The sequence below is a fragment of the Epibacterium ulvae genome, assembly GCF_018678075.1.
GTDB classification, from domain to species: domain Bacteria; phylum Pseudomonadota; class Alphaproteobacteria; order Rhodobacterales; family Rhodobacteraceae; genus Epibacterium; species Epibacterium ulvae_A.
In genome coordinates, this window is the sequence record NZ_JAHHIR010000084.1 from 19,021 (window position 1) to 44,809 (window position 25,789).

Consider the following 25,789-nt stretch of genomic DNA (forward strand, 5'->3'; position numbering starts at 1 on the left):
AGGCCTGCCCTATGCGTCTTGCAGATATGACCGACATTGCGTTTCGCATTCTGATCCTGGCAGGTTCCACTCCAGATCAGCTGCTGCGCATCGACACCATCATTGCGGTCTATGATCTGCCGCGTGGCACCGTGAAGAAAGTGGTCACCGGCCTGACCCAAGCGGGCTTTTTGACCGCACAACGCGGACGCTCTGGCGGGCTGCTTCTGGCGAGCGCCCCGGATGAGATCAATCTGGGCCAAGTCACCCGCGCGGTTGAGCCGGACTTTGGTCTGGTAGAATGCATGCGCAAGGGCAACACCTGCGCAATTACCGCGCCCTGCAAATTAAAAAGCCCGCTGCGCGCCGCACAACAGGCTTTCTTGGCGACCCTCGACGCCTATACGCTGGCCGATATCCTGCTGGAACCGCACCATTTCCCATCGCTGGAGTGACCGACACCCGCATCCGGGAAAGTGCCGGGGCTTAGATCTCTTCCACGTCCATCACCCCGTCCAGCGATTTGAGCGCGCCTTTGATCTGGGGGTTGATCGGGAACATCTGGCCCAACTCCATCTCGACATCCCCCGGCAGGGTTGGATCCTGCAAATAGACATAGATCTCACCCGGGCTGGCGTTTCGCGCCGCTTTCTTGGCGTCTTCCAGAACCGTCGCCACCGTGCGCACAACCTTTGCGTCATCCACATAGACCCGCAACGAGGAGCGACCGGCATCGGCAATCGCGCTGTCTACCGGCCCGACCGAACGCACCAGCAGTTTCAGCTGGTCACTTTCGAGCGTGGCTTCGGCCGTGATCACGACTTTTGACCCCGTATCCAGAAACTCGCGGCTTTTCTCCAGAACTTCCGAGAACAGCGTCACCTCAAACCCGCCAGACGGGTCCGACAATTGCGCAAAGGCAAAGCGGTTGCCACGGGCGGATTTGCGTTCCTGACGTCCGGCAACCACACCCGCCATCTTGGCCATGAACGGTCCGCGCTCTGCCTTGGCAGTGACCTCATCCAGCGTCAGCACATCCTTGCGTTTGAGCGCTGGCATATAGTCATCCAGCGGGTGGCCCGAGAGATAAAAGCCAATCGCCTTGAACTCTTCCGACAGACGTTCGGCAGGCAGCCAATCGGGCACGCCCGCCATACGCGGCTCTGGCAAGTCGTCACCGGCCTCACCAAAAAGCGAAACCTGGTTTGAGTTCTTCTGTTCCTGAATGGCGGCAGAATAATTGACCAGGCCTTCAAGGCTCTCAAACACCCGGCGGCGGTTCTTGTCCAGCTGATCAAAGGCCCCGGCGCGCGCCATCATTTCCAGCGGGCGCTTGCCCACTTTCTTCAGATCCACCCGGCGCGCCATATCAAACAGCGTCGCAAAGGGGCGGTCATCGCGCCCCGCCACAATCAGGTTCATCGCCTCGACGCCGACGTTCTTCAACGCGCCCAGCGCATAGACCAGCGCGCCATCAACCACGTTGAACGTCGCTAGCGACCGGTTCACACAAGGAGGCACATAGGGCAGTTTGAGACCCTTTTTGACCTCTTCAAAATAGATCGCCAGCTTTTCGGTCAGATGGATATCGCAGTTCATGACGCCAGCCATGAATTCCACCGGGTGGTTCGCCTTAAGCCATCCGGTCTGATAGCTCACCACCGCATAGGCGGCGGCGTGGGATTTGTTGAACCCGTAGTTGGCGAATTTCTCCAACAGGTCAAAAACTTCCGAGGCTTTCTTGGCCGGAACCCCGTTTTCTGCCGCACCCTTTTCGAATTTGGGGCGTTCGGCGTCCATCGCCTCTTTGATCTTCTTACCCATCGCGCGGCGCAGCAAATCCGCACCACCAAGTGAATAACCCGCCATCACCTGGGCAATCTGCATCACCTGTTCCTGATAGACGATGATGCCTTGGGTCTCTTCCAGAATATGGTCGATCAGCGGATGCACGGACTCGATCTTGCGCAGACCGTTCTTGACCTCACAATAGACCGGGATGTTCTCCATCGGACCCGGACGATACAGCGCCACAAGGGCCACGATATCCTCGATACAGGTCGGCTTCATCCGCTTTAGCGCGTCCATCATACCAGTGGATTCCACCTGGAACACGGCGACGGTTTTGGCCGCGGAATACAGATCATATGTGACCTTATCGTCCAACGGAATGGCGTTGATCTCATTCACCGCGCCCTCGGGCGGCTCATACAGCGCGCGCCCATCGGCGCTTTGATGCAGGGAACGCCCCGACTGGCAAATCAGGTTCACCGCGTTCTGGATAACAGTCAGGGTTTTTAGACCCAAAAAGTCGAACTTGACCAAACCGGCCTGTTCCACCCATTTCATATTGAACTGGGTCGCGGGCATGTCGGATCGCGGATCCTGGTACAGGGGCACCAGCGCATCCAACGGCCGATCCCCAATCACCACGCCAGCGGCGTGAGTCGAGGCATTCCGCAACAGCCCCTCGACCTGCTGGCCATAGGTCAACAGACGGTCCACCACCGGTTCACTGCGCGCCTCTTCGGCTAGGCGCGGTTCATCCTTCAACGCCTTCTCGATCGAGACCGGTTTGACCCCTTCCACCGGGATCATCTTGGACAGGCGGTCCACCTGGCCAAAGGGCATCTGCAAGACGCGCCCAATGTCACGCACCGCCGCCTTGGACAAAAGCGCACCAAAGGTTATGATCTGGCCCACTTTGTCGCGACCGTATTTCTCTTGCACGTAACGGATCACCTCTTCGCGGCGATCCATGCAGAAATCGATGTCAAAGTCGGGCATCGACACCCGTTCCGGGTTCAAGAACCGTTCAAACAGCAGCGAATACCGCAGCGGGTCCAAATCGGTGATCGTCAGCGCATAAGCCACCAGCGAGCCCGCACCAGAACCCCGACCAGGCCCCACCGGAATGCCCTGATCCTTCCCCCATTGGATAAAGTCGGCAACAATCAGGAAATAGCCGGGAAACCCCATGCCTTCGATAATGCCCAGCTCAAATTCCAACCGTTCCTGATATTCCTCCAGCGTCACCGCATGGGGGATCACCGCCAGCCGTTTCTGCAGACCCTCATTGGCGATCCGGCGCAGCTCGGCGACCTCATCATCGGCGAATTTGGGCAGGATGGGATCGCGGCGATAGGTCGCAAAGGCGCAGCGCTGCGCAATTTCCACCGTGTTTTCAATCGCCTCGGGCAGATCCGCAAACAGCGTGATCATCTCTTCCTGGCTTTTGAAGTAATGCTGCGGCGTCAGGCGACGACGCCCCTCCATCTGATCCACATAGGCGCCCTCGGCGATACAGATCAGCGCGTCATGGGCCTCATACATCTCGGATTTCGGGAAATAGACGTCATTGGTCGCCACCAACGGCAGATCCATCCCATAGGCCATCTCGATCATCGGCCGTTCCGTCAGACGCTCCGCCTCGGGCTGGCCATCCTCGCCGGGGTGACGTTGCAGCTCCACATACAAACGATCCGGGAACAGCGATTTGAGCCGCTGCATCAACGCCTCGGCCTCGGCCCGTTTGCCGTCCTGCAACAACATGCCCACCGGCCCCAGCGGCCCGCCGGTCAAACAGATCAGACCCTCGGCATTGGCCTCCAGCTCCGCCAGCGTGACCTGCGGCAGCTGATCCTTGTTGTCGACATAAAGACAGGACGACAGGCGCATCAGCCCCTCATATCCCGCCTCATTCTGGGCGAGCAGCACCAAAGGCGCGGGAGACTTGGGCTTGCCGCCGGGCTCAGGCGTATCAAAGGTCAGATCGACCTGACAGCCCACGATGGGCTGCACGCCGGCATCCGCCAGGGTGACCGAGAACTCCAGCGCGGCAAACATCGCATTGCTGTCGGTGACCGCGATGGCCGGCATATTATGCGCCTTGCACAGATCGGGCAGCTTCTTCAGCCGCACGGCCCCTTCCAGCAGGGAATATTCGGTATGGGTGCGCAGGTGTATGAATCGAGGGGCTGTCATCCCCCAGACCTAGCGCACCCAAGGGGCAACAACCAAGGGCGATGTTATCCACAAGCCCCTAGATTTGCCGAAAGATCAGGCAGTATTGTCAAATTTCATTTGAAATTACTTAGCCAAAGCCCAAAAACCGCACCGCAATTGCACCTTTATCCGGCTGCATTCCCCTTTGGCTTTCAAACACTTCGCCGAATATGGGGTTTTATGCGTGCCATACCCCCTGACGCCAAGTTTTTGTTGCGAAGAGGCGCGAACCCTTTCTAGGCTAGGGACAACATATTGAAAACACAACGCCCGCCGCCCCTTCTATGTCGCATCGAAGGCCCGGCACGGCATCCGCCCCCAAACATGCGGGGCAGGGTCAGGGCACACAGGGTAACGCGACGGGTAGACCACATGACACTCACCTTTCTCTTGAACGGTGAAGAGATCCGGGTGGACGGCAGCGCCCCCACCACGACCTTGCTCGATTACCTGCGGGAGGCGCGCGGCCTCACCGGCACCAAAGAAGGCTGTAACGAAGGCGACTGCGGCGCCTGCACCGTCATGATCCAGGACCAGCGCGGCGCCCGCAGCCTGAACGCCTGCATCCTGTTCCTGCCGCAACTGCAGGGCAAATCGATCACCACCGTCGAAGGCCTCGCCGCCCCCGATGGCACATTGCACCCGGTCCAGGACGCGATGATCACCCACCACGGCAGCCAATGCGGTTTCTGCACACCGGGGTTCATCATGTCGATGGCCACGGCGCATACCAATGGTGCCACCGATCACGCCGACCAACTGGCCGGAAACCTCTGCCGTTGCACCGGCTACGCCCCCATTCTGCGCGCCGCAAAAGCCTGCGAGGCCACACCACCCCCACCGCATCTGTCGCCCGCGCCTTTCATCTTTTCCGAAATACTTCGGGGGGAGGTCGCAGACCGGGGGGCGGAGCCCCCCTCCAGTAAGCATGTGGCTGAGCCCCCTTCAGCCAGACAGACAGCACACCCTACGTCCAGCGATGATCTGGCCGCGGCCTATCTCGCCACCCCATCTGCAACCCTGATCGCCGGGGCCACCGATGTGGGCCTCTGGGTCACCAAAGGATTACAAGACCTCGACCCGGTGATTTTCCTCGAAGGTTGCAGCGATTTGAAACAAATCACCGAAAGCGATACCGCGTTTGAGGTCGGCGCCATGGTCGATATGAACCGCCTGCGCGACACGCTTGCGCCCCATTACCCGTCTTTCGCCGAAATGCTGCGCCGCTTTGCCAGCCAGCAGGTCCGCAATGCCGCAACGCTTGGCGGCAATATCGCCAATGGCTCCCCGATCGGAGACAGCCCACCACCACTGATCGCCCTTGGCGCAACCCTTTGCCTGCGCCGTGGCGACACCCGCCGCCAAATCCCGCTCGAGGATTTCTTTGTCGAATACGGCAAACAAGACCGTGCCCCCGGTGAATTTGTGGAGAAAATCCTGATCCCCAAACCGAGCACAGGCGTCAATTTGCGGGTCTATAAACTCTCCAAACGCTTTGATCAGGATATCTCGGCCGTGTTGAGCGCCTTTGACATCAGGGTCGCCGACGGCACGATCACCGCCGCGCGTATCGCCTTTGGCGGCATGGCCGGCACGCCGAAACGCGCATCCCATGTGGAACAGGCGCTGATTGGCCAGCCGTGGACGACTGCAACAATCGCCAAAGCCAAAGCCGCCTTTGCCAAGGACTACACGCCACTGGACGACATGCGCGCCTCAGCCGACTACCGGCTGGCCACCGCGCAAAACATGTTAGAGCGTGCCTTTGCGGATCTGTCGGGCACCCCTCAATCGGTGTTGGAGGTCCGCCCATGAGCGTTGCAAAACCCCTGCCCCATGACGCGGCCCGCCTGCATGTGACCGGAGCGGCGCGTTATGTGGATGACATCCCAACCCCGCGCGATTGCCTGCATCTGGCCTTTGGCCTGTCGACCGTGGCCCATGGCGACATCACCGCGTTGGACCTGTCTGCAGTGCGCGCCTCTTCCGGCGTGGTTGCGGTGCTGACGGCCGCCGATCTGCCCTTTGACAATGATGTCTCCCCCTCCAACCATGACGAACCACTTCTGGCGACCGGCACGGTACACTACGTCGGCCAGCCAGTGTTTCTGGTGGTGGCTACCTCGCATCGGGCGGCGCGGATTGCTGCCAGCCGGGCTGAGATCACATATGACGAACACCCTGCACTGTTGACAGTGGATGCCGCCCTTGCCGCCAACAGCCGGTTTGAGGACGGCCCCCGGATCTGGACCCGCGGTGATGCGCCATCCGCCATTGAGAACGCGCCAATCAGTCTGACAGGCAGTTTTGAAATCGGTGGGCAAGAGCATTTCTATCTGGAAGGTCAGGCCGCCCTGGTCCTGCCCCAGGAAGACGGCGGCATGCATGTGCATTCCTCCACCCAGCACCCCACCGAAATCCAACACAAAGTGGCCGAGGCCATCGGCCAGCCCATGCACAGCGTCCGGGTCGAAACCCGGCGTATGGGCGGCGGGTTTGGCGGCAAGGAAAGCCAGGGCAACGCGCTGGCGGTTGCCTGCGCCATCGCCGCGCGCCAGACCGGGCAGGCCTGCAAAATGCGCTATGACCGCGATGATGACATGGTGATCACCGGCAAACGCCATGCGTTTCGGGTGGACTATGCAGTTGGCTATGACGACAGCGGCCTTATTCTGGGAGTTGATTTCACCCATCTGGTCAATTGTGGCTGGGCGATGGACCTGTCGCTGCCGGTGGCGGATCGCGCCATGTTGCATGCGGATAACGCCTATTTCCTGGATCATTTTCGCGTCACCTCGCACCGATTGAAAACCAACCTGCAAAGCGCCACCGCCTATCGCGGGTTTGGTGGCCCCCAGGGCATGTTGGGCATCGAGCGGGTGATGGATCATGTGGCCTATGCGTTGGGGATGGATCCGGTGGCGTTGCGGCAGCGCAATTACTACCTGCCGCCGGAGACGAGCGAAGATGGGGGGCCAGCCCCCCGGCCTGCGGCCTCCCCCCGAAGTATTTCTGAAAAGATGAAAGGGCGGGTCACGCCCTATGGCATGGAAGTGCGCGATTTTGAGTTGGGAGGCATCACTACGCGGTTGCTTGCGACTTCAGACTATGCAGCGCGTAAGGCTGAAGTTACCCAGTGGAACGCCGGGCAGACGTCTTTGCGCCGGGGGCTTGGCTTTTCGCCGGTGAAATTTGGCATTTCCTTTACCCTGACCCATCTGAACCAGGCCGGGGCTTTGGTGCATGTCTACCAAGATGGCTCCATCCATTTGAACCATGGCGGCACCGAGATGGGGCAAGGTCTGTTCCAAAAGGTGGCGCAGGTCGCGGCAAGCCGGTTTGGTGTGGATATGGCGACGGTCAAGATCACCGCAACGGATACCGCCAAAGTGCCCAATACCTCTGCGACTGCGGCCTCATCCGGGTCAGATCTGAACGGTATGGCGGTCAAGGCGGCCTGTGACACCATTCGCGACCGCATGGCGGTCTTTCTTGCGGCAGAGCATCAATTGCCACCGTCGGCTGTGACATTTGCTGATGGTCGGGTGCAGGTGGGCGGCGACGGTCTCTCCTTTGCGGAGGCAGCAGGGCGGTGTTATCTGGGCCGGATCAGCCTGTCGGCGACCGGGTTTTACAAAACACCCAGTCTGGAGTGGGACCGCATCAAAGGGGAAGGTCGCCCGTTTTTCTATTTCGCCTATGGCGCGGCTTTGACCGAGGTTGTGGTGGATCGCCTGACCGGTGAATATCGGATTTTGCGCGCGGACGTTCTTCATGATGCCGGAGCCTCGCTCAACCCCGCATTGGATATTGGTCAAGTCGAAGGGGCCTATGTGCAGGGTGCCGGCTGGCTGACCACCGAGGAGCTGGTCTGGGACAATTCCGGTCGCCTGCGCACCCATGCGCCATCTACGTATAAGATCCCCGCCTGCTCGGACGCGCCGGATGTCTTCAATGTGGCGCTGTGGGATGGGCAGAACCGCGAGGATACGATCTATCGCTCCAAAGCGGTGGGGGAGCCGCCGTTTATGTTGGGCATCTCGGCCTATCTGGCGCTCAGCGATGCGGTGGCGAGGTTTGGCGATGGCAGCTACCCGGCGCTGGATGCACCGGCCACATCTGAGGAAGTCTGGCGTGGCATTGCCCGTGTTGGAGGTGCGTCGTGAGCTTTGATCTTGGCACCTTATGCGATCTGGTTGCGGCCCACGCCCGTGTCACCCGCGTGGTGATCGCCGAGGTCAAAGGCTCCTCCCCGCGTGACGTGGGGGCTGCGATGTTGGTCTGGGACAGTGGTCAGAGCGGCACGATCGGTGGTGGTGCCTTGGAATATGAAGCTGCAGAGCAGGCGCGGTGTCAATCTGCGCCGACCCGGGTGATCCGCCGCGCGTTGGGGCCGGATCTGGGGCAATGCTGCGGCGGGGCCGTCACCTTGGTGAGTGAGGTCTATGATGCCGCGCGCCTGCGCGATCTGGATACAGACGTTATTGCCCGCCCAGTAGATGCCGCCACCCAGCCCCCATTGCGCGTCAAACGCTTGTTGGCGGATGCCCGTGGACAGGGGCACCCCCCCGCACCGCATCTGATCGACGGCTGGCTGATCGAGCCGGTTTCCCGCGCCCAGACGCCCATGTGGATCTGGGGTGCTGGTCATGTGGGGCGCGCCCTGGTGGATGTGCTGTCACCCCTGCCCGATCTGGATATAACCTGGGTCGACACGGCGCAGGATCGCTTCCCTGGGGACATCCCAAACCGCATCACCGCCCTACCCGCGGCCGAGCCTGCATTGCTGGTGCCCCATGCGCCGGAAAATGCGTTGCACTTGATCCTGACCTATTCCCATGCTCTGGATCTGGCGCTATGCAACGCATTGCTTGCACGCGGTTTTTCCTTTGCCGGGGTGATCGGGTCGGCCACCAAATGGGTGCGGTTCAAGAAGCGTTTGCGCCAATTGGGCCATGGCCCCACGGCCATTGACCGGATCACCTGCCCGATTGGCGATCCCGCCTTGGGCAAACATCCGCAGATGATCGCCATTGGCGTTGCAGCACAGATCCTGCAGGCGGCGCAAGTGACGCAGGCAGAACAGACCAACAGACCGGGCTCCATCCGGCAGGGACACAGAGAGGACAGACGCGCGTGAGTGACGTATTGCTGAGCCTAAAGGGCCTGACCAAGGCCTATCCCGGCGTGGTGGCCAATGATCACGTTTCCTTTGACATCGGTGTGGGAGAAGTCCACGCCCTGTTGGGAGAGAACGGCGCCGGGAAATCTACCCTGGTGAAAATGATCTATGGTCTTGTGAAACCCGACAGTGGCGAAATGGTGCTGAACGACGCGCCCTATATGCCCGCCGAACCCCGTGCCGCGCGCGCCGATGGTATTGCCATGGTGTTCCAGCATTTCTCCTTGTTTGATGCGCTGAATGTGGCGGAGAACATTGCCTTGGGGATGGAGAACCCGCCGCCCATGCGCGATCTGGCGCAGCGGATCAAATCGGTCTCGGAAAACTATGGCCTGCCGCTGGACCCCTTTCGCGCCGTTGGGGACCTTTCGGCGGGTGAACGCCAACGCGTTGAAATCATTCGCTGCCTTTTGCAAGACCCTAAGCTGTTGATCATGGATGAGCCTACATCGGTTTTGACCCCGCAAGAGGTCGAGATCCTGTTTCAGACCCTGCGCAAGTTGAAATCCGAGGGGACGTCTATCCTCTATATCTCCCACAAGCTGGAAGAGATCCGGTCCTTGTGTGATTTTGCAACCATTCTGCGGCTGGGCCAAAACGTCGGTGCCTGCGTGCCGCGTGACACCTCGGCGCGGGATATGGCCGAGATGATGGTGGGGGCCGCGCTCAAGACGCCGGAACGCGGTGGGCGTGATCTGGGGCCGGTGGCCCTGTCGATCCGTGGCCTGTCAGTGCCTGCGCCTTCGGCCTTTGGCACCGCACTCAAGGATGTGACCCTGACCGTCCACAAAGGTGAGATATTGGGGATTGGTGGTGTTGCGGGCAACGGACAGGATGAATTGCTGTCCGTGCTGTCTGGTGAAGTGCTATGCGCCCCCGGCGAGGTTCTGTTACACGGCGATGCCATTGGTCAGATGAACCCTACCAAACGGCGCAAGTTGGGGGTGCTGGCTGCGCCCGAAGAACGGCTGGGTCATGCCGCCGCCCCGGATATGAGCCTGACGGAAAACGCGCTGCTGACCGGATCGGTGCGCCAGGGGCTGGAGACGCGCGGCATGATCAACTGGTCCCGCGCCAAGGGCTTCGCCGAAGCGGTGATTGCCGGATTTGACGTGCGCACGCCGGGCCCCGGCAATGCGGCACGCTCCTTGTCGGGGGGCAATCTACAGAAATTTGTGATCGGACGCGAGGTGTTGCAGGACCCGGATGTTTTGGTGGTGAACCAACCCACCTGGGGCGTGGATGCGGCCGCCGCAGCCGCCATTCGACAGGCGCTGCTGGATCTGGCCGCCAAAGGCGCGGCGGTGATCTGTATCAGCCAGGATTTGGATGAGCTGATGGAAATCTCTGACAATTTTGCCGCGTTGAACGAAGGACGGTTGAGCAACCCGCGCAGCACGCAAGGTCTGACGGTGGATGAGATCGGCCTGATGATGGGCGGTGCGCATGGGATGGAGGTTGCACATGTTTAAGCAGACGCAGCACCTGATTGCGCCTTTGGGGAGCCTCCGGCGGAAGTATTTGGGAAAAGATGAAATATCAGTGGCACTGCAATCGCGCTGGATCGGAGTGGGGATATGATCGGACTTGAAAGACGGCCCCAGCCTTCGCGCGCCTGGTCGATGGCGACCCCGCTGGTGGCGGTTCTGGCCACCATGCTGGCGGGGGGGCTACTGTTTGCCGCCCTTGGCAAAGACCCGGTTGAGGCGATCCGCACCATTTTCTGGGAGCCCTTGTTTGGGGAATTTTCCTTTTATTACCGCCCGCAGTTGGTGGTGAAAGGCGCACCCTTGGTGTTGATTGCCATCGGTCTGTCGCTGGGGTTCAAGGCTGGGATTTGGAACATTGGTGCCGAGGGGCAGTATATCGTTGGCGCGCTGACGGGTGCTGCAGTGGGGCTGGCCTTTTATCCGCTGGAGAGCGTGTTTGTCTTTCCGCTGATGGTTCTGGCCGGGGCGTTTGGCGGTTGGGCTTGGGCAATGATACCAGCAATATTGAAGACCCGTTTTGGCACCAATGAGATTTTGGTGTCGCTGATGCTGGTCTATGTGGCCGAGCAGTTGTTGGCGTCGATGTCATTGGGATTGTTGAAAAACCCAGAAGGATATGGCTTTCCGGGTTCGCGCAATCTGCAACATTACGACAGCGCCCATAATGCTGAGCTGATTGCGGGCAGCGGCATGCATTGGGGGGCTGCGGCGGCACTGATCGCGGTGATCTTTGCCTATGTGCTGATGAACCGCCATATGACCGGGTTTCACATCCGCCTGACCGGTGAGGCTCCGCGGGCTGCGCGGTTTGCAGGTGTTTCGCCCACCCGGTTGGTGCTGTTCTGCCTTGGCATGTCGGGGGCGTTGGCGGGTCTGGCGGGCTTGTTTGAGGTCTCGGGCCCTGCCGGTGTGGTCAGTATTGATTTCAACGTCGGCTACGGGTTTACCGCGATTATCGTGGCCTTTCTGGGCCGTCTGCACCCCGTAGGCATTCTGCTGGCCGGAGCGTTGATGGCGCTGACCTATATTGGCGGCGATATCGCCCAGTCCAATCTGGGCCTGCCGTCGGCTGCGATCCAGGTGTTTCAAGGGATGTTGCTGTTCTTCCTGCTGGCTTTTGACGTTTTGACCAATTTCCGCATCCGATTGGGTGCAGGTGAGGTGGCGTGATGGATCTTTCTGCAATTAACCCGGTCCAGCTCATCGCGTTTTTGATGGTGGCGGCGACCCCTGTGTTGCTGGCGGCCATTGGCGAATTGGTGGTCGAAAAATCCGGTGTTTTGAACCTTGGTGTTGAGGGGATGATGATCACCGGCGCGATCGCAGGCTTTGCGGCCACGGTTGAGACGGGATCGCCCACCATCGGGTTTATCGCCGCCGCTGTGGCCGGGGCGCTGTTGTCCTGTCTGTTTGTCGTGTTGACGCAGTTTGCGCTGGCCAATCAGGTGGCCTCGGGGCTGGCGTTGACCTTGTTTGGCCTTGGGCTTTCGGCCCTGCTCGGGCAGTCCTATGTGGGGGTCAAGCCGCCCGCCACGGCCAAAATCGACATCCCCGTTCTGACCGATCTGCCGGTGATTGGCCCGATCTTGTTTAATCATGATCTTATGGTCTATTTCGGCATCGCGCTGGTCGCGGCCACCTGGGCGGTTTTGAAATACAGCCGTGCCGGATTGGTGCTGCGGGCCGTGGGAGAAAGCCACGATGCCGCCCATGCGCTGGGGTATAAAGTGGTGCGTATCCGCATTCTTGCCATCCTGTTTGGCGGCGCCTGTGCGGGGTTGGGTGGTGCCTATATCAGCCTGATCCGCGTGCCCCAATGGACCGAGGGCATGACGGCCGGCATTGGCTGGATTGCCCTGGCGCTGGTGGTCTTTGCCAGCTGGAAACCCTGGCGTGCTTTGCTGGGTGCTTATCTTTTTGGCGGTGTGACCGTGGTGCAGTTGAACCTGCAGGCGGCTGGCGTTGCCATCCCGGTCGAGTATCTGGCAATGTCGCCTTATCTGATCACCATTGTGGTCCTCGTCATTCTTTCTGCGGACAAGAGCAGCGCACCTGCCGCCCTTGGACGTGCCTTCCATGCGTCCCGGTAACGGCGGCGCAGACTCGCAAGTCCTCACCATAGGTGGGGCATCTAAAACCCCGGGTTCACGGGGGTCCGACGATAAAAACTCTGAAATACAACATGGGGGAACCCTTTGATGAAATTGAATACACTTCTGGCCAGCGCTGCGATGGCCCTTGGCCTGGCAACCGGTGCAATGGCGGATGATCCGACCAAAGTTGGCTTTGTCTATGTGGGTCCTGTTGGTGATGGCGGCTGGACCTATGAACACGACCAGGGCCGCAAAGCGGTTGAGGCGGCGTTTGGCGACAAGGTCGAAACCGTCTTTGTGGAGAGCGTGGCCGAAGGTCCCGACAGCGAACGCGTGATGACCCAGATGGCGCTGGAGGGTGCGGATCTGATCTTCACCACCTCCTTTGGCTATATGGATCCGACCATCAACGTGGCGAAGAAATTCCCCAACGTGAAGTTTGAACACGCCACCGGCTACAAACGTGCGGATAACGTGTCGACCTATTCCGCGCGTTTCTACGAAGGGCGCGCCGTGCAAGGCACCATTGCGGGTCACATGACCGAAAGCAATGTGATCGGCTATATCGGCTCTTTCCCGATCCCCGAAGTGATCCGCGGCATCAACGCCGCCTATATCCACGCCAAGAAGGTGAACCCGGATGTAGAGTTCAAGATCGTCTGGGCCTTCACCTGGTTTGACCCGGCAAAAGAGGCCGATGCGGCCAAGGTTCTGATCGAACAGGGCGCTGACGTGATCCTGCAGCACACGGACTCCACCGCGCCGCAAGCCGCCGCGCAGGCTGCGGGCAATGTTGTGACCTTTGGTCAGGCGTCGGATATGGCCGAATACGGCCCCTTCCCGCGGGTGTCCTCGATCATCGACAACTGGGCCCCCTATTATGTGGCGCGCACCAAGGCTGTGATGGACGGCACTTGGAGCAGCGTTGACACCTGGGATGGTATCGCCCCCGGCATGGTCGGCATTGGTGAGATCTCGGATGCGGTTCCGGCAGAGGTGAAAGCCGAAGCCCTGGCGCTGAAGGATGCAATCGCGGCGGGTGAGTATTTCCCTTTCACCGGTCCGTTGAAGAAACAAGACGGCAGCGACTGGCTGGCCGAAGGTGAAACCGCGGATGATGGCACATTGGCAGGCATGAACTTCTTTGTTGAAGGTCTGACCGGCGACATCCCGCAATAAGCGGCACCGTTCTTAAGGCACCGAAGGCCCGCCTCACCCGGCGGGCTTTTTTCATTGTACGCCCTTCTGCGCGATCCTTCGCATTATCCAACGATGCACTCCCGCCCGTCGCCAGATCCGCCAAAGGCGCATCCGCTTCCGTTGGGCCAGGCTCGGCGCGCATGCGCCGAGCCTGGCCCAAGGCCGCCAAGGGGTCTTGCCACAGGCAAGGCACCTGCGGGCGCGGGAGCACCCCCCTTTGCGGCTTATTTGTTGCGCGCCTTCACCACGAGATTTGCTCAGGATGCAGGCAGGTCCTCGGCCAGCCCTTGCCGAGCACGGGACTGTGATGGGATCCCCCTTTGAACACACCCTTGGTCGTGGCAGGGTAAAATCTCCCACAAGACGCGCGGTTTGCGCGGGATCAAAGTCTTGCGGAAAGAATTCGGGTAAAGGACAGGCGGGCTCATAGATCAACCGCCCGGTGTGATCTCACGGCCTGCAGATGACACACGCCTGACATGCAAACGGAGGATACTGACACATGCCCCTACGATCCGTTCCTGGCTCCGCCTCTGTTGCCGACACTGATGCCACCGGCCGCATGTTTGCCCCTTCCGCCGCCCGCAACCAAGAAGCGTTGTTGACCCAGATCCTGCGCCTTGCCCCGCATGAGGGGCGCGCATTGGAGCTGGCCAGTGGCACCGGTCAGCATGTGCTCGCCTTTGCCGCCGCCCTCCCGCACCTCAGCTGGCAGCCCAGCGATGTGGACCCGACCCGTCTTACCAGTATCCGCGCCTACGCCGAGATCAACGGCACCGACAATATCCTGCCGCCGATCCAGATCGACGCCACCCGCGCGGGGTGGGCCGAAACGCTGCCCGATCAAGATCTGATCCTGCTGGTCAACCTATTGCATCTCGTCAGCACCCATGAAGCCGAGACCTTGATCCGTGAGGCCGCAGGCACCCTCGCGCCCGGTGGGCGCATCCTGCTCTATGGTCCCTTCCGCCGCCACGGGCGCTTGACCAGCCAGGGCGATCAGCAATTCGACGCAGGCCTGCGCTCCCATGATCCCGAGATCGGCTACAAAGACGACATGGCGATCCGGGCTTTGTTCGAACAGCTGGGCCTTGCCGTTATGGAACCCATTGAAATGCCTGCCAACAATCTGCTGCTGGTGGGCGAACGCCTTCACCCCACGTCACCTGGAACAACCTGATCAAGATCAAAGACCCACCGCCCCATTCTGCCCACGCTAACCCCGCGTGAAGAGACCACAGGAGAGATCACTGTGAAGCACAAGAAACACTCCCCAACCCGGCCCCATCTGCGCCTGGTGGACACATCAGACAGCACCGCTTTGGGCGTGCATGCGGGATCTGAGGTGCCGACAGAGGCCTCATTCCCCACAGAGCCACACGCCCCCGCTTCCAAGGGCATCGGCCCCTATGAACAGGCGCTGGCGTTGTTGTCTTTGGCGGTGACCACGGGGCAACGGCAGTATTTCCTGCCCCAGCTCAGGATCCTGCAGTATTGCGGTTTCAGCCGTGATCAACTGGCAGAGCTGATGACCCTGACCACCCAGGTCAGCGGCCCCCATGTCATGGCCCACGCGGCCGAGGTCATGGACCGTTATGACGAAATCTGCCGCGCAGACGGCCATTGAGCCCGCGCCCCTGCTCTCTGCAAATCCATGTCGTTGTTGACGCGCGTTGAGCAGAAGACCGGAACCTCCGGCTTTCAGCTTTGCTGCTAGCTTCCTAAAAGCCCCAGTCCTTTTGAACCGAGGCTTTTCGCAGTGTAGTTGAGGCCGTCGATCCAGAGGGATCAACAAAATTGGTGAATAGCTTTGGTCATAGTGACTAGTTTAGGTGTGTGCAGCACTCAACTTTTGATCCAGCCTCTAAACTTTAGTCCGAAACCAAGACTTGCAAAATCAGATCAGAGTGAGAGTTGGTCTTTGGTCTGCAATAAAGTGTCATTTACGGAAAATGTCGCCACCACGAGCACGGCTTCAGAGCCCGCACGCTTAAAAAGCACCCCAGCATTTTCGCCATATTTGTTTCCATTTTTGCAGCGCACGTCAAAGATAATTTGACCGTCCACAGCAGCCTCAGAATAACTCGCCAGCGTGTCGTGCTTGCAGATCGACGCAGCCATTTTGTGTGCGTCCTTTGTAGAAAAGCCTGCCGGATCATAGCGCCCTTTGATGCTTTCTCCGCCTCGGATGTCCACCACCACCTTATCCGTATCGACAGCTTTGGTATAGGACGGCCCACAGGCAGAAGTCGCCAACAGCACTGAAAGAAAGGCAAATGAAATCAGTCTCATAAGAATGTCCATTCAATAAATAAACGCGTCGAAACCCCGAAAAGGCTCGACGCGTTTACATTCAAATCACACAACCCATCTTCGCGCAATAGTTGCATTCGCCAATTGCGTGCTTGGTTGCTGACGGGATCAGCCGTTTTGGCGGATGGTCTCGTTCTTGGGATCATAGGGGCTGTCGCAGGTGACCGTGGCATCCCACAGCTGATCCAGCATCTTGACCTTGAGCTTGGTGCCTTCCACCGCAAGATCGGGGCGCAGGTAGCCCATGCCGATGGATTTCTCAAACGCCACCGAATAGCCGCCCGAGGTCAGACGCCCAACCCGCGTGCCTTCAGGGGTATACAGAACCTCGCGCCCCCAGGGATCGGCGTCTTCGGGGCCATCAATCAGCAGGGTGCAGCATTTGACGCGCACGCCGGTCTCAACCATGGCTTCTTTGCCGTGGAACTCCTTTTCCAGATCGATAAAGCGCGGCAGGTCGGCCTCGGCCGGGGTCGCATCACGGCCCAGTTCAGTGCCAAAGGCACGATAGCTTTTCTCCTGACGCAGCCAGTTTTGTGCCCGCGCGCCCACCAGCTTCATACCGTGTTTTTCACCGGCTTTTTCCAGCAGATCAAACAGGTAGTTCTGCATCTCGATCGGGTGGTGCAGCTCCCAGCCGAGTTCGCCGGTATAGGCCACGCGGATCGCATTGACCGGGCACATGCCCAGCTCGATCTGACGGGCCGACAGCCACGGGAAGCGTTTGTTCGACAGGGCGGTGTCGGGATCGGCGTCGACGATCACCTCTTTCAGCACATCGCGGGATTTTGGGCCTGCGATGGCAAAGACGCCCCATTGGGTGGTGACATCCTGGATCTCGATATAGCCGAATTCCTCCATCTTGTCCTCGGCCGCTTTGCGCAGGAAATCCGCGTCATACTCGGTCCAGGCCCCGGCTGACACCAGGTAATAGGAGTTCTCGCCGTTGCGCACTATGGTGTATTCGGTGCGGGTGGTGCCCGCCGCCGTCAGCGCATAGGTCAGGTTGATGCGGCCCACTTTGGGCAGCTTGTTGCAGGTGAACCAGTCCAGAAACGCCGTCGCACCGGGCCCCTTTACCACATGTTTGGTGAATGCAGTGGCGTCGACCAGACCCACGCCGTTGCGGATCGCCTTGGCCTCATCCACCGCATATTGCCACCAGCCACCACGGCGGAAGGAGCGGTTTTCCTCGTCAAAATGTTCCGGCGCATCGAGAGGGCCGAAATAGTTCGGACGTTCCCAACCGTTGACCCAGCCAAATTGCGCGCCGCGCGCTTTTTGACGATCAAACGCAGGCGAGGTGCGCAAGGGGCGCGCTGCCGGGCGTTCTTCGTCCGGGTGGTGCAGGATATAGACGTGTTCGTAGCATTCTTCGTTCTTGCGCGCCGCGAACTCGGTTGTCATCCAATTGGAGCTGTAGCGTTTGGGGTCAAGGCTCGCCATGTCGATCTCGGCCTCGCCGTCCACCATCATCTGCGCCAGATAATAGCCGGTGCCGCCCGCGGCTGTGATCCCGAAGGAGAAGCCTTCGGCCAGCCACATATTGCGCAGACCGGGTGCCGGGCCCACCAGCGGGTTGCCGTCAGGCGTGTAGCAAATGGGGCCGTTAAAATCATCCTTGAGACCGGATTCCGCACAGGACGGCACCCGTTCGGTCATCGCCATATATTGCTCGGCGATGCGGTCCAGATCCAGCGGGAAGAGATCGGCGCGGAAGCTGTCCGGCACGCCGTGTTCGAACCGGGCTGGCGCACCTTTTTCATAGATGCCAAGGATCCAGCCGCCGCGTTCTTCGCGCGCATAGGATTCCTTGTCGGCATCGCGAATAACTGGGTGTTCGGGATTGCCTGCTTCGCGCCACTTGACCAGTTCGGGGTCCTTGTCCATCACGATAAACGTGTGTTCCACGGGAATCGCAGGCATCTTGATGCCCAACATATTGGCGGTGCGCTGCGCGTGGTTGCCAGAAGCGGTGACCACATGTTCGGCGGTGATGACGATCTGTTCGTCCGAAGGCACCAGATTGCCGCCCTGCTCCACCATTTTGGTACAGGTGACTTCCCAATGGGTCCCGGTCCAATGAAAGGCATCGGCCTGCATCTTGCGCACGATATCGACACCGCGTTGACGCGCGCCCTTGGCCATCGCCTGGGTCACATCGGCAGGGTTAATATAGCCATCCTCGGTGTGATACAGCGCGCCTTTCAGATCGCTGGTTTCAATCAGCGGCCAGCGTTCCTTGATCTGGTCAGCGGTCAGCCATTCATAATCCACATCGCAGGTTTCCGCGGTGGAGGCATAGAGCATGAACTCGTCCATACGCTCTTGGGTCTGGGCCATACGCAGGTTGCCAACAACCGCAAAGCCCGCGTTCAGACCGGTCTCTTCTTCCAGCTGTTTGTAGAAATCGACCGAGTATTTATGGATATGGGTGGTCGCGTAGGACATGTTGAACAGCGGCAACAGACCCGCCGCATGCCAAGTGGAACCGGACGTCAGCTCGTCCCGTTCGATCAGCATGACATCGTCCCAACCTGCTTTGGCCAGGTGGTAGGCAATTGAGGTACCAATGGCACCTCCGCCAACGACTAGGGCTTTGACCTGCGTCTTCATTCTGCCGCACTCCGCGAAATAGAGAATCCTTTGATCCTATTTATGCCCAAAGCCCACAAACCCGCCGCAAATCCATCCGACGCAACAGACAACAAAACCGACCTCTTGCGACGTTATTGGCCCAAAGCGGCACAGGCGCCGGCGTGCCCACCCCGGTTGGATCAGGCGCAGCGGCGCGATAAAATAGAGTTTCAAGGTCCCATTGCGACGGATTTTGTTACACTGCCCGTTTATCCCTAAAGGCCCATGACTAAAGGACGAAACCCATGCAAACGGCAGTATTTCACCTCTTCCTCGCCACAACATTTTCCTGCGTTTTGCCGATGGCGGCTCTGGCGCATGGGGATGCGGATCGACTGACCGGCAATGTGTTGGTGGACACGGGCACTGTTGTTGACTGCACCCTGAAAAACGGCGATGCGGCGCATTGCATATCCTATACGGTTCAATACCTGCCCGAAAACCTGGAAATCGGCCCCTTTTGCCCAGCCACATTGGATGACGCAGGTGGCATCTGGAGCTGGGATGGTGACAAGGCCGGTCTCTACCGGATTGATGTCGCCTATCTCGAGATGTTGGCGGAGCTGGGCTATGTGTTTTACAATGACGGCGATGTTGATCCCAATTGACCCGGTGACGGCAGCAGAGCCCACATCCCTTGGCACCGTGGCCAAAGTCGGTCTGGCGCTGGACGGCGTGCCGATTTTTGCCGATGCCCCGTCGGTGTTGGAAATCGGGCATATGCCGGCTCTGAATACCTGCGGCGGCCATGTGGATCCGGGTGGCTGGTATCACTGGCATGCCACGGCCACCGACATCAATTCGGTTTTCGCAAGCGAAGGCGTTGACGCCAGCTGCGCCAATGTGGTCCAGGATGCCACCGCACAATTTGCCTATGCCTTTGACGGGTTTGCGATTTACGGCTCACTTGAGGCTGACGGCTCCATCCCCATCGGCCTTGATGCCTGCGGCGGACATATAGGTCCGGTGCCGGGCCAAACCGGTGGGGTCTATCATTACCACGCCAACGACAGCTTCCCCAACCTGCCGAAATGTCTGGTGGGAGTGGTCGCCCTGAACAATCTCACCACGACCGCCGAACAAGGCATCGGTTCCCCCCGCGCCCAGGGTGGTCTCAATGGGCCGTGTCCGGATTTCGCAGCGATTGCCGAAAAGCTGGGTGTAGAGCCCACCGCCCCCTAACCTTCCAACAGCTGCACATCTGCGAAATAGCCGTCGCTTTGGGCGCCGGTGTTGTCGCTGTCGCAGAAGAAGCCGATCACGTCCAACGTCGGCGTGCCAGTGCCGCCGATGTCCTGGTATAGCTGTGCCAGATCGACCCGTTGATCGTGCCAGGTGCCAATGTTCTCATCCAACCCATTGGCGACGAGATGGTAGAAATCACCGATGATCTTGAACCCACCGGGTTCGAACTTTTGGTTGCTCCAGATGATCTCAACCCCTTTGCTGTCGCCCGCCTCATTGGCGAAACGGATGTAGAACCGCATCGGGTGGTCATCGCCTTCTCGGGTGGCCTCATCCAGATCGCTCTGGATCGGGGTGACCACTTTCCAGCGCCAGGACAGGACGGGCAGATCCGCCACCGCGATCTCGGTATCCAGCGCTAAAATGGAGGCGCTGTTGTCCGTGCTGCAGCGCAAGGCGCGGCTGCCATCGTGATCGGCAAAACGATACTCGGCCGGAGTGATGCGGAAAAAACGCCGCTCTTTCCAACCCTTGTCCGGATCCTGCGGGTCAAGATCCGCCAGCAGGTCCACCGGTCCAGATGTGGCGCGCAGCGGCGTGTCGGTCTGCCAGAACGGCGGGCGGGTAAAGTGATAGCTGGCATAAGCCCCGGCCAGAACAACCACGCCTGCCGCAAGTTTCAAACCCAATTTATGCATCATCTTCTCCAAGCCTTTGACCGCAAGCCCCAGCACATCCAAATGCTGCGCCACCTGCCCCGATCCATAACCGGATTTCGCACGCTGCGGCGTCACAACCGCGTGTGAGGGCCGATCCGGGCTGACTGGAAAAGGCGAAGTTCTGAACGATGAAAGCCATCACGCCTCGGCCGGATCGGTAGCGTTTTTGAATGATTGGAAGGGAAGTCACCGCGTGATCTGCGGTGCGGCCAATCAACGGAGGAGGAACTAAAATGATCAACGCCGGAACAGCTCTTGGCGCGACACTTGCGGTCTTGATGGCCAGTACAAGCTTTGCCGCCGAGGTCACTGCACGGATCACCCTGCAGCTGCCGCTCAAGAACCATCTTGGGCAGAATCTGACGCTTTTCAAAGAGGAGGTTGAAAAGCAATCTGGAGGCGATATCGAGGTCCAGATTTACGACAGCGCCCAGCTGTATCGCGACAAGGAAGTGCCAGCCGCCGTGGGCAGTGGGGCCATTGAAATGGGAGTTGTCTCGCTGACGCAATATGTCGGCTACATCCCGGCGGTGGATATTTTCTACCTGCCGTTCCTGTTCAACTCACCGGAAAAGGTCCGCAAAGCCACCGAACCGGGCAGCCCCGTACGCGCGCCGATCGAGACCGCGATCAAGGCCACCGGCGCCACAGTTTTGTGGTGGCAGCCCTATGGTGGCACCATCTTGTTGTCCAAGGGCGACGGGCTGCGGATGCCGGAAACCATGGAAGGCAAAAAGGCGCGTGTCTTTGGCAAGACCCTGGGTGATTTCGTCACCGAAAATGGCGGTGCGCCGACGTTGATTTCCGGCTCGGAACAATATCTCGCCTATCAGCGCGGCACAGTGGATATCGGCATGACCGGTGTCTCGGGCGTCAAATCCCGCCGCCTGTGGGAGGTGATGGACACGCTGACCGTGACCAATCACGCCGATATCGAGTTTGTGGTGGTGACCAATTCGGACTGGTGGGCGGAGCTGTCAGAAGAGCACCGCGCCATCATGACCGATGCGGCGATCAAGGCCGAGATTTCCGTGCGCAATGATCTGGAAAGCATCGAGGCCGATGCCTATGCCGCAGCGGTTGAAAACGGCATGCAGGTGGTAGAGCTGAGCCCGACCGAGATCGAGGCCTGGCGCACAAGTTCCGCCGCTGTTTACGACAGCTTCCTTGAGCAAGCCGGAGACCTGGGGGCACAGATCCTCAAGGCGGCGCAAAACGACTGATTGGGTGGGGTGCTGGTCAAGCCGTTTCGCGGTCTGACCAGCCTTCATCATCGGAGATCTCATGACTATTTTTTCGAAGTTTATCACCGCCATGGCGGGTCTTTCGGCGTGTCTCTTTGTGCTCAGCGGCGTGATGCTGACCTATGAGGTTCTGGCGCGTTACATCTTTGTGCAGCCCACCTCTTGGGCGGCGGAACTCAGCCAGCTGTGTCTGTTGTGGGGGGTGCTTCTGGCGGCGCCCTGGTGTCTGCGGGAGCGGCGCCATATCCGCATCACTGCCATTATCGGCCAACTCAAAGGCGCACCCCGCGCCGCAAGCGAGACGGTCGCCATGGGTGTGGTTGCGGTGTTTTCCGCCATCGTAGGCTTTCAAGGCGCGATCATCGTGCTGGACAGTCTGCATCTGAACCGCACCACCGGAACCCTGCTGAATATGCCAATCTGGATTGTCGAAATGGCGGTCCCTGCGGGCTGTGCCTTGTTGTTTGCACAGGCCTGTATCGAAACCCTGCGCGCTGCGCGTGGTGAAATCGTTGCCGAAGGAGAGCACGAATGACCGTTATCCTAATCCTTGGTATTCTGTTTGCCCTGTTGTTGTTTGGCGTGCCCGTTGCGCTGGCGCTTGGCTCTATTGGGCTGGGCATGTTGTTCTTTGCCGACCTGTCACCGCTGATCGCACCCCAGGGTCTGCTGTCGGCGCTTGATGGATTTATCCTGCTGGCGGTGCCGCTGTTTTTGCTGATGTCCAATGTCTTGCTCAAAGGCGGGGTGGGCGGAGACCTTTATGCCGCCGTGCAAGCCTGGGTCGGCCATTGGCCCGGTGGTCTGGCCGTTGCAACGGTGATTTCCTGCGGGTTGTTCGCGGCGATCTCCGGCTCCTCTGTGGCGACCGCGGCCACCATCGGCACAGTGGCCATCCCCGAGATGATCAACCGGGGCTATGACAAGAAATTTGTCTATGGCTTGCTGGCGGCTGGTGGCACATTGGGCATCCTGATCCCGCCATCGATCCCAATGATCGTCTATGGCTTTGTGACCGAGGAATCGGTGATCGCGCTGTTCTTGGCGGGCATTGGGCCGGGTCTGTTCCTGTTGGTGATGTTCTGCGTCTATTCCATGGGCTATGCCGCTTATCACGGGATGGGCAGGTCCGAGAAAACCCCGATGCCACAGCGCCTGCGGGCGACCTTGCGGATCATCCCGTCGATGTCGCTGGCTGCGGTTGTGGTTGGTGGGATCTACAGCGGGATTTTCACCCCGACTGAGGCCGCCGCGATCGGTTTTGCCGCATCCGTGGTTTTGACCGCGCTGGTGCTGCGCACCCTGACCTGGAAAGGGTTCAAGGAAGCCGCCATCAATTCGATGGCCACCACCGTTGCGATTTTGATGATCGTTGCCTGCGCCAAAGTGTTTGGCAAAGCCATCGCGCTTTATCGTATTCCGCAAGATCTGAGCGCGTTCATCTCGGACACTGTGTCTGGTCCGGCGGGCTTTGTGATCTTGGTGGCATTCATTCTGGTGCTGATGGGGCTGGTGCTTGAGGCGCTGTCGATGGTGTTGATCATGACACCTGTGTTGCTGCCGGCGGCGTTGGGTCTGGGCATTGATCCGATCTGGTTTGGTATCTTCATCGTGCTGATGGTGGAAGCCGCGCTGATCACCCCGCCTGTGGGGCTGAACCTTTATGTGATCCAATCGGTGGCACGGGCGTCGCTGACGGATGTGGCGCGCGGGGCCTTGCCGTTTCTGGCGTTGATGATCCTATGTGTGGTGGTGCTTTATCTGCTGCCGGATCTGGCGCTGTATCTGCCCTTTAAACTGTAGCGGGGCAGCACAGAGACCCGAGACAAAAAGAAACCGGCCAGACGATCTCTGGCCGGTTTTTACATGTCTTGTTCCGGTGAGGAATGGCTAGCTGCCCAGCACCAGACGCGGCAGCCACAGGGACAGATCCGGGAAGGTCAAAAGCGCCAGCAGGACCAGAAGTTCCAACAACAAGAACGGCAACACCCCGCGAAACAGATCGCCGGTCTCCACCTTGCCATCAGACGCCGCCATCACCGCAAAGAGGTTCAGGCCCACCGGCGGTGTAATGGCCGAGATTTCCACCAGTTTGATCAGCAAGATGCCGAACCAGATCGGGTCATACCCAAGCCCAACAATGATCGGATGGATAAAGGGCACGGTGACCACGGTGATCGACACAGTATCGATGAACATCCCCAGGATCAGATTGCCGATGATGATCAGCATCAAAACCTGCCAGGGCGCAATGCCGCTGTCGGTGATGAAATCCACCGCGTCAAAGATAAAGCCGGAAAACACCAGATAGCGTGAGAACAGCAAGCCTCCCAACAGCACCAGAAACAGCGCCGCTGCGGTGGATGCGGTGTCGTTTAGGCAGGACTGGATCTTGCCCGGCTGCGCCACCCCGCGCCAAACCGCCAGCGCCAGCGCCCCGATGGCGCCAACCGCGCCTGCCGACGACGGAAAGATCAACCCCGTGTAAATGCCGCCGATGACCACCACCGACAGGATGACAAAGGGGCCGACCTTGGTCAGGGATTGACGCCGCTCAGGCCAGGTGAAGCGTTTTTCTAACGGGGAAGACAATTGCGGCCGCATTCGGACCAGCCCCCAAAGCGCGGCGAGATAGACCGCAGCCGTCAAAAACCCCGGGATCGCCCCGGCAATCAACAACCGCCCGATGGATTCACCGGTCAGCAGCGCATAGATCACCATCATGATCGACGGCGGGATCAGCGTCGCAAAAGTCCCGGCCGCCGCGATACAACCCGCGCTGAGGCCGGGATTGTAGCCAAAGCGGATCATTTCAGGCAGGGCAAGCCGGGTGAACACCGCCGAGCTGACGATGGTCGAGCCCGAGATCGTCGCAAACCCCGCCGAGGAGATCACGGTCACCATATAAAGGCTGCCTTTGACATGGGCCATAAACCGATAGCAGGCCTCGTAAATGTCATTGGTGACCTTGGCGTGGCTGGCCAGCACCCCCATCAGGATGAACATCGGGATCACCACAAAGGAATAATCGCTGAGCGCATCATGGGGCAGTGTTTCCAACGTGGTGGTCACCAGGGTAAAACCGCCAACGCCCCAAAGGCCGACCAGCCCGGTGAGGCCCAGCGATATGGCCACCGGCACCCCAATCATGGTGCCAAGCAAGGCAGCCCCCAGGGCCAACAGTCCAAGTGTGAGCGGGTCCATTACAGGTCCTCTTCCAAGAGTGCCGGGCCGGGCACGGCGACACCGGACAGGCTGCGCAACAGCAGCGCAAAGGTTTCAACCGTGGCAATGCTCGCCCCGATCGCAAAGGCCAGTTTCAACGGCCAGACCGGGAATTCCACAGCCGCCACCGCCACTTCGCGCAGATGCAGGCTTTCGCTTGCCAGCTTCCAGGCGCCAATGGAAAAGGCGCAGAAAAACAACAGGGTGGCCAAAGCCGCCAGAGCGGAGGTGATATGTTTGGTTTTTGGCCCCATGCGGCTGGTGAACAGATCCACCACGATGTTGCCATTGGAGCGGATGACAAAGCCCATCGACAAAAAGACCGCACCGGGCAGCACCTCTTCGGCGATTGTATTGGCGGCGGGCAACGGCACATTCAGCGCCGCCGACATCACCGTGTCGAGCGCACCGATCAGGGCAAGGGCTAGGATGAGAAGACCGCCAACAGCAAGGGAGACCCTGCTGATGACGGACAATGTTTGGTCCATAAATGTAAGCATGTGAATTGGGATCCTAC

21 protein-coding genes are annotated in these 25,789 nt (G+C 59.6%); 15 read left to right on the forward strand and 6 right to left on the reverse strand.

The genetic code is table 11. The features are described from left to right. The first annotated feature begins 11 nt into the window (after positions 1-11). On the forward strand, positions 12-434 hold the full coding sequence (locus tag KMP13_RS17810) for an RrF2 family transcriptional regulator (protein WP_215267323.1): 423 nt from the start codon (positions 12-14) through the stop codon (positions 432-434). Between the two features lie 31 nt (positions 435-465). On the opposite strand, the gene dnaE is transcribed toward KMP13_RS17810, so the two are convergent. Then, complete coding sequence (gene dnaE, locus KMP13_RS17815) at positions 466-3,963, reverse strand: DNA polymerase III subunit alpha (protein ID WP_215267324.1); 3,498 nt, start codon at positions 3,961-3,963, stop codon at positions 466-468. 393 nt (positions 3,964-4,356) lie between these two features. Between dnaE and xdhA the strand changes: the two genes are divergently transcribed. From xdhA to KMP13_RS17860, 9 genes are all read left to right on the forward strand, one after another. Further along, positions 4,357-5,799: a xanthine dehydrogenase small subunit gene (gene xdhA, locus KMP13_RS17820; protein ID WP_215267325.1), complete on the forward strand. Its 1,443-nt coding sequence runs from the start codon at positions 4,357-4,359 to the stop codon at positions 5,797-5,799. Continuing rightward, positions 5,796-8,150: a xanthine dehydrogenase molybdopterin binding subunit gene (xdhB, locus tag KMP13_RS17825; protein ID WP_215267326.1), complete on the forward strand. Its 2,355-nt coding sequence runs from the start codon at positions 5,796-5,798 to the stop codon at positions 8,148-8,150. The genes xdhA and xdhB overlap by 4 nt, the downstream gene beginning before the upstream one ends. Further along, positions 8,147-9,124, forward strand: coding sequence for a xanthine dehydrogenase accessory protein XdhC (gene xdhC, locus KMP13_RS17830; RefSeq protein WP_215267327.1), 978 nt, complete (start codon positions 8,147-8,149; stop codon positions 9,122-9,124). Before xdhB ends, xdhC begins: the two co-directional genes overlap by 4 nt. Continuing rightward, positions 9,121-10,638, forward strand: coding sequence for an ABC transporter ATP-binding protein (locus tag KMP13_RS17835; protein WP_215267328.1), 1,518 nt, complete (start codon positions 9,121-9,123; stop codon positions 10,636-10,638). The genes xdhC and KMP13_RS17835 overlap by 4 nt, the downstream gene beginning before the upstream one ends. Before the next feature lie 105 nt (positions 10,639-10,743). Next, positions 10,744-11,826, forward strand: coding sequence for an ABC transporter permease (locus KMP13_RS17840; protein WP_215267329.1), 1,083 nt, complete (start codon positions 10,744-10,746; stop codon positions 11,824-11,826). Next, entirely contained in the window at positions 11,826-12,746 is a 921-nt protein-coding gene (locus KMP13_RS17845) for an ABC transporter permease (protein WP_215267330.1), read from the forward strand. Before KMP13_RS17840 ends, KMP13_RS17845 begins: the two co-directional genes overlap by 1 nt. Before the next feature lie 108 nt (positions 12,747-12,854). After that, positions 12,855-13,928 (forward strand): BMP family ABC transporter substrate-binding protein, encoded by a 1,074-nt coding sequence (locus KMP13_RS17850; RefSeq protein WP_215267331.1) that lies wholly within the window; start codon positions 12,855-12,857, stop codon positions 13,926-13,928. 523 nt (positions 13,929-14,451) lie between these two features. After that, on the forward strand, positions 14,452-15,129 hold the full coding sequence (locus tag KMP13_RS17855) for a DUF938 domain-containing protein (protein WP_215267332.1): 678 nt from the start codon (positions 14,452-14,454) through the stop codon (positions 15,127-15,129). 72 nt (positions 15,130-15,201) lie between these two features. Beyond that, positions 15,202-15,576 carry a hypothetical protein gene (locus KMP13_RS17860; RefSeq protein ID WP_215267333.1) on the forward strand — a complete coding sequence of 125 codons (375 nt, stop codon included), beginning with the start codon at positions 15,202-15,204 and terminating at the stop codon, positions 15,574-15,576. A gap of 275 nt (positions 15,577-15,851) precedes the next feature. Here the strand turns inward: KMP13_RS17860 and KMP13_RS17865 are convergent, their stop codons facing one another. Continuing rightward, on the reverse strand, positions 15,852-16,241 hold the full coding sequence (locus tag KMP13_RS17865) for a hypothetical protein (protein WP_215267334.1): 390 nt from the start codon (positions 16,239-16,241) through the stop codon (positions 15,852-15,854). Between the two features lie 129 nt (positions 16,242-16,370). After that, on the reverse strand, positions 16,371-18,878 hold the full coding sequence (locus tag KMP13_RS17870) for a GcvT family protein (RefSeq protein ID WP_215267335.1): 2,508 nt from the start codon (positions 18,876-18,878) through the stop codon (positions 16,371-16,373). A 266-nt stretch (positions 18,879-19,144) separates the two neighbouring features. Here KMP13_RS17870 and KMP13_RS17875 point away from each other — a divergent pair, with 266 nt between their 5' ends. Then, positions 19,145-19,507 (forward strand): hypothetical protein, encoded by a 363-nt coding sequence (locus KMP13_RS17875; RefSeq protein WP_215267336.1) that lies wholly within the window; start codon positions 19,145-19,147, stop codon positions 19,505-19,507. Next, the gene (locus tag KMP13_RS17880) at positions 19,470-20,081 is read left to right on the forward strand and encodes a YHYH protein (RefSeq protein WP_215267337.1); all 612 of its coding nucleotides are present in this window, start codon (positions 19,470-19,472) and stop codon (positions 20,079-20,081) included. The genes KMP13_RS17875 and KMP13_RS17880 overlap by 38 nt, the downstream gene beginning before the upstream one ends. Here KMP13_RS17880 and KMP13_RS17885 read toward each other — a convergent pair. Next, a complete protein-coding gene (locus KMP13_RS17885) occupies positions 20,078-20,836 on the reverse strand; it encodes a DUF3047 domain-containing protein (RefSeq protein WP_215267338.1) in 759 nt (252 codons plus the stop codon). The two genes, KMP13_RS17880 and KMP13_RS17885, sit on opposite strands and share 4 nt — an antisense overlap. Before the next feature lie 200 nt (positions 20,837-21,036). Here KMP13_RS17885 and KMP13_RS17890 point away from each other — a divergent pair, with 200 nt between their 5' ends. The 3 genes from KMP13_RS17890 (at position 21,037) to KMP13_RS17900 (ending at position 23,850) form a co-directional block, all read left to right on the forward strand. Further along, positions 21,037-22,026 (forward strand): TRAP transporter substrate-binding protein, encoded by a 990-nt coding sequence (locus KMP13_RS17890; protein ID WP_215267339.1) that lies wholly within the window; start codon positions 21,037-21,039, stop codon positions 22,024-22,026. A gap of 61 nt (positions 22,027-22,087) precedes the next feature. Further along, positions 22,088-22,582 (forward strand): TRAP transporter small permease, encoded by a 495-nt coding sequence (locus KMP13_RS17895; RefSeq protein ID WP_215267340.1) that lies wholly within the window; start codon positions 22,088-22,090, stop codon positions 22,580-22,582. Next, the gene (locus KMP13_RS17900) at positions 22,579-23,850 is read left to right on the forward strand and encodes a TRAP transporter large permease (protein WP_215267341.1); all 1,272 of its coding nucleotides are present in this window, start codon (positions 22,579-22,581) and stop codon (positions 23,848-23,850) included. The genes KMP13_RS17895 and KMP13_RS17900 overlap by 4 nt, the downstream gene beginning before the upstream one ends. Positions 23,851-23,937: 87 nt before the next feature. Here KMP13_RS17900 and KMP13_RS17905 read toward each other — a convergent pair whose 3' ends face one another. Beyond that, positions 23,938-25,251 (reverse strand): TRAP transporter large permease, encoded by a 1,314-nt coding sequence (locus KMP13_RS17905; protein ID WP_215267342.1) that lies wholly within the window; start codon positions 25,249-25,251, stop codon positions 23,938-23,940. Continuing rightward, entirely contained in the window at positions 25,251-25,772 is a 522-nt protein-coding gene (locus tag KMP13_RS17910; protein ID WP_215267343.1) for a TRAP transporter small permease subunit, read from the reverse strand. The genes KMP13_RS17905 and KMP13_RS17910 overlap by 1 nt, the downstream gene beginning before the upstream one ends. Positions 25,773-25,789 lie beyond the last annotated feature (17 nt).